This is a genomic window from Wolbachia endosymbiont of Drosophila tsacasi (assembly GCF_028982115.1).
Classification (GTDB): domain Bacteria; phylum Pseudomonadota; class Alphaproteobacteria; order Rickettsiales; family Anaplasmataceae; genus Wolbachia; species Wolbachia pipientis_B.
The window spans coordinates 1-3,828 of sequence record NZ_JAPQLJ010000028.1; the positions used below are offsets into that span (position 1 = coordinate 1).

Annotated in this window: 3 protein-coding genes and 1 pseudogene; 1 reads left to right on the top strand and 3 read right to left on the bottom strand. The window is 34.8% G+C overall.

What is annotated here, in order from left to right; genetic code table 11:
* Both OZD70_RS01675 and OZD70_RS01680 read right to left on the bottom strand, forming a co-directional pair.
* The coding region (locus OZD70_RS01675) for an IS110 family RNA-guided transposase (RefSeq protein WP_275020111.1) at window positions 1–848 on the bottom strand (848 nt) is incomplete at its 3' end.
* Window positions 849–862: 14 nt separating this feature from the next.
* A complete protein-coding gene (locus tag OZD70_RS01680) occupies window positions 863–1,093 on the bottom strand; it encodes a hypothetical protein (RefSeq protein WP_275020106.1) in 231 nt (76 codons plus the stop codon).
* A gap of 154 nt (window positions 1,094–1,247) precedes the next feature.
* On the opposite strand from OZD70_RS01680, the gene OZD70_RS01685 reads away from it, so the two are divergent.
* Window positions 1,248–2,945 carry a recombinase family protein gene (locus OZD70_RS01685; protein WP_275020435.1) on the top strand — a complete coding sequence of 566 codons (1,698 nt, stop codon included), beginning with the start codon at window positions 1,248–1,250 and terminating at the stop codon, window positions 2,943–2,945.
* 7 nt (window positions 2,946–2,952) lie between these two features.
* On the opposite strand, the pseudogene OZD70_RS05970 reads toward OZD70_RS01685, so the two are convergent.
* A pseudogene (locus OZD70_RS05970) lies at window positions 2,953–3,777 on the bottom strand (IS5 family transposase).
* Window positions 3,778–3,828 lie beyond the last annotated feature (51 nt).

Below are 3,828 nucleotides of genomic sequence, written 5' to 3' on the forward strand. Positions count from 1 at the left end.
TGCAGTTCCTCGTGCAAAGCAAAGTCAGGCTTACTTTTTCTGTGCTTATTCTTTTCCTTACTCAACTGTTTACTTTCGTTAGATTTTGTTTCAAACGTTTTGTAATAGACCTCAATATTTCTATCACATTCTGCTATTTTTTCTTGATAAATATTATATAGTTCAAATTCTTGCTTTAGCGTGAATACATGTTCCTCTCTATAATCGCCAGCTAACGCTTTTGCTATAGTAGACTGATCATTTTTTATTCGTGCATCCCTGAATTGAGCCAATTTCCCAGAATCTCTTTCGCCTTTAATTATAGCCTTGATAATTTTCATACCAGTTACTTCTGTTATATCTCTTATAACTCTATGCAGTTGTATATTCATTTGAATTAATGCCTTCTGCATACGCAGAACATGTGTAGATGCACTTTCAGTGAGGTTCTTACGTTGTCGCACGTAACTACGCAATACACACATCTGGCTATCTGGCCTAAATGACCCTTGGAGTAATCCATAACTATGTAGTTGTTGTAACCACTGACAGTCCTGAACATCTGACTTTCTCCCAGGTACATTTTTTACATGTCGCGCATTTACCAACTTAACTTCAAAACCGTAAGATTCCAGTATTTGAAACAAAGGAATCCAATATACACCAGTTGATTCCATCGCTACGGTTGTAACTTTACACTTTTTTAACCACCTTGCTAAATTATGAAGGTCTTCAGTGAAGCAGCCAAATTTTTGAACACGTTGCTCATCTCTTCTCTCGGGTATACATACATAATGTACAGCCGAACCAACATCTATCCCTGCTGCATCAGGATTCATTACCTCTAATTTACTTTTTGTCATTGTAATTGACCTCCTATAACTTATAATGAAGAAGTATTTAAGCTTGGGACGGTTAGATTATACAATCTTCTAATCGAGGTAGTTGTAATAGACTCCATCAGTGGTTTAACCGTTCCTCCAAAACCATGCTCCCAAACGGGCACTCTAGCACCATTGAGCGTTCCGGTTATAACTGCAAAAATACTTCTTAATAAATTATATTTAAAAATTGTTATAGCACTGGATAAAATAGTTTCTTTCAGGTTTAACAAGATTTTTCCTTTAAAAAAATTCACAGGAAGAAAAACATGCAAAAAGGGGAATTAACTATTAATTGCCGTTATGAACCTCACAGGTTGGCGGGTACATATTTGGCAAATGCTTATGAACAATTATTGAAATATAAAATAAAGGAGGTAGAAGAAAATGGTAACGGTAAGCTTGTATGCAAGAGTTTCATCAAGACAACAGGCACAGGAGAATACAATAGAGAGTCAGATTGTAGAGTTGGAGCGTCGCATTAGTAGTAATGGACATGAGTTATTAGATGAGCCCAGGTTTGTTGATAATGGCTACAGTGGATCAAATTTAGAACGTCCTAGCTTAGAGAGTTTACGTGATAGAGTAGCAGAAGGTAAGATTGATAAGATATATATTCATTCACCTGATCGGCTATCACGGAAATCTGCATACCAAGCGCTCTTACTCGAAGAGTTTAGAAAAGCAGGATCAGAGGTTATTTTCTTAAATCATAAATTTGAGGATAACCCAGAATCTAATATGTTTTTAGGAATCCAAGGATTAGTAGCAGAGTACGAACGTGCAAAGATTATGGAACGTAATCGCAGAGGAAAACTCCATGCAGCTAAAACTGGCCGTATAAGCGTAATGAGTAATGCACCTTATGGTTATCGCTACATAGCAAAACATGTAGGTGAAGGAAGTGCTCAGTTTGAAATTAATCAAGAAGAAGCAGATGTAGTATGCAAAATATTTAATTGGGTTGGTCAAGAAAGAATAAGCATCAATGAAGTTATACATAGACTTAGCGAGATATCGGTAATAACACAAACAGGAAAGGACCGTTGGAAAAGAAGTACTATTTGGAAAATGTTAAGAAATCCTGCTTATATAGGACAAGCAGCTTATGGTAAAACTAAGGCATGCTCGAAGCCACAAGTGAGGAAATCAAAAAAAGGAACTTGCGGTAAACTCAAAAATGGTCATTTTAGTAATGATAAAGAAAACTGGGTTTATGTTCCAGTGCCAAAAATAATCAATGATAATTTATTTGATTCAGTACAAGCACAACTAGTTGAAAATAGACAAAGGGCAAGAGCACGGCAAAGAAAAGAAACATATTTATTACAAGGTTTAATGGTATGCCAACGTTGTCAATATACTTATTGTGGTACAAACCACGTTCATAAAAAGTCGACATATTATTACTATCGTTGCTCTGGTACAAACTCTAGCAAATTTAATGGCAATAAAATCTGCGATAATAAATCAATACGCACTGATATATTAGATGGAGTTATATGGGAAGAAGTCAAGAGTATCTTGAAAGAGCCAGATAGGATTGCAAATGAATATCAACGTAGATTATCAGAGAACAAAAAACCTTTACATAATCAAACACGTGAAAAGCAAGAAAGTAAGCTAAGATTAAGTATCAAAAAATTTATTGATAGCTATGCCAAAGGGTTTATAAGCCAAGAAGAATTTGAGCCAAGAATTACAACAATAAAACAGCATTTGAAAGAAATTGAAGAGGAGAAAGAAAAAGCACTTGATCAAAAGAAGTTACAACAAGAACTGAGCCTTGTTACAGATAGCTTGAAAAACTTTTCCTCAAGCGTTGAATCAAAGCTTGATCTGGTAGATTGGCAGACTAAGCAAAATATTATTAGAATGTTAATTCATCAAATTGAAATCAACCACAATCACCTATACATAGTATTTCGCATAAAAAGTCTTGCAAATTTTGATCAAAATATGCATAATAGAATTATGCAATGTTGTACTAGTCGTACAGACACTGGGATCCAGAAAAAAGAATGGTGTCATCCAAGCCCCCTAGGTGTCATTCCAGTGCTTGACACTGGACTCTTGTTTCAATAGACTTCTTTCAAAATTCATGTGAGAGCTCAAAATTGTGAATGGCAGCAATCAAATTAAATCTTAAACCAAAACGTTTTCGTCTATTTCTATACCTGTCCGAGATGATTTTAAACCTTTTCAATAAGCCAATTAAGTTTTCAACCATTACCCTTTGGCTAGAAAGAGCTCTGTTCTCTCTTTTTTGTTCTTTGCTCAACGGATTCTTTTTCGTTTTTCTGTGTGGTAATTCAACATTTTTATCTATCCTTTGCATTCCTCTGTAGCCAGCATCAGCTAAGATTTTAGTTCCCGGCAGCCTTTGATTCTTTAAATATCCGAAAATCGTGCTTCCTACCATTTGAAAAAGATGTACAAATGACCTTTTTACTCTTCTTCTCTGTTACTATTTGTGTTTTTATAGTATGCCTTTTTTTCTTTCTAGAGTAAAAGCGTTTTTGCTTTTTTTTGGCTTCTCTACTAGGGTTTCAGTTCCACCTATTACCAAAACTTCGTATTTTACACTACTATTTAATAGATCTTTTTTCCCAGGTAATGCAAAATCTGGATGTTTTATTAATGTGTCCTCTACCCACTTTACTATTTTAAAACAGTTACTTTCACTCATGCCATAACTTTGTCCTATATGAAAATATGTGCGATATTCTCTTATGTATTCCAGTGTCATAAGTAGCCTGTCTTCTACGCAAAGCTTACTTTTTCTCCCGCTTCTAGCTTTTTTTCTTCTGTCTTCCTCATCCAGAATTTCTACCATTCTCTCGAATGTTGCTTTTTTTACACCTGTTAAACGTCGAAATTTTTCTCCTTCTAACTCCTTTATTTCTTTATATTTCACCTTTCAAATATTTCATCTTACACTCCTTCTCTCAATTTTGAAAGAAGTCTA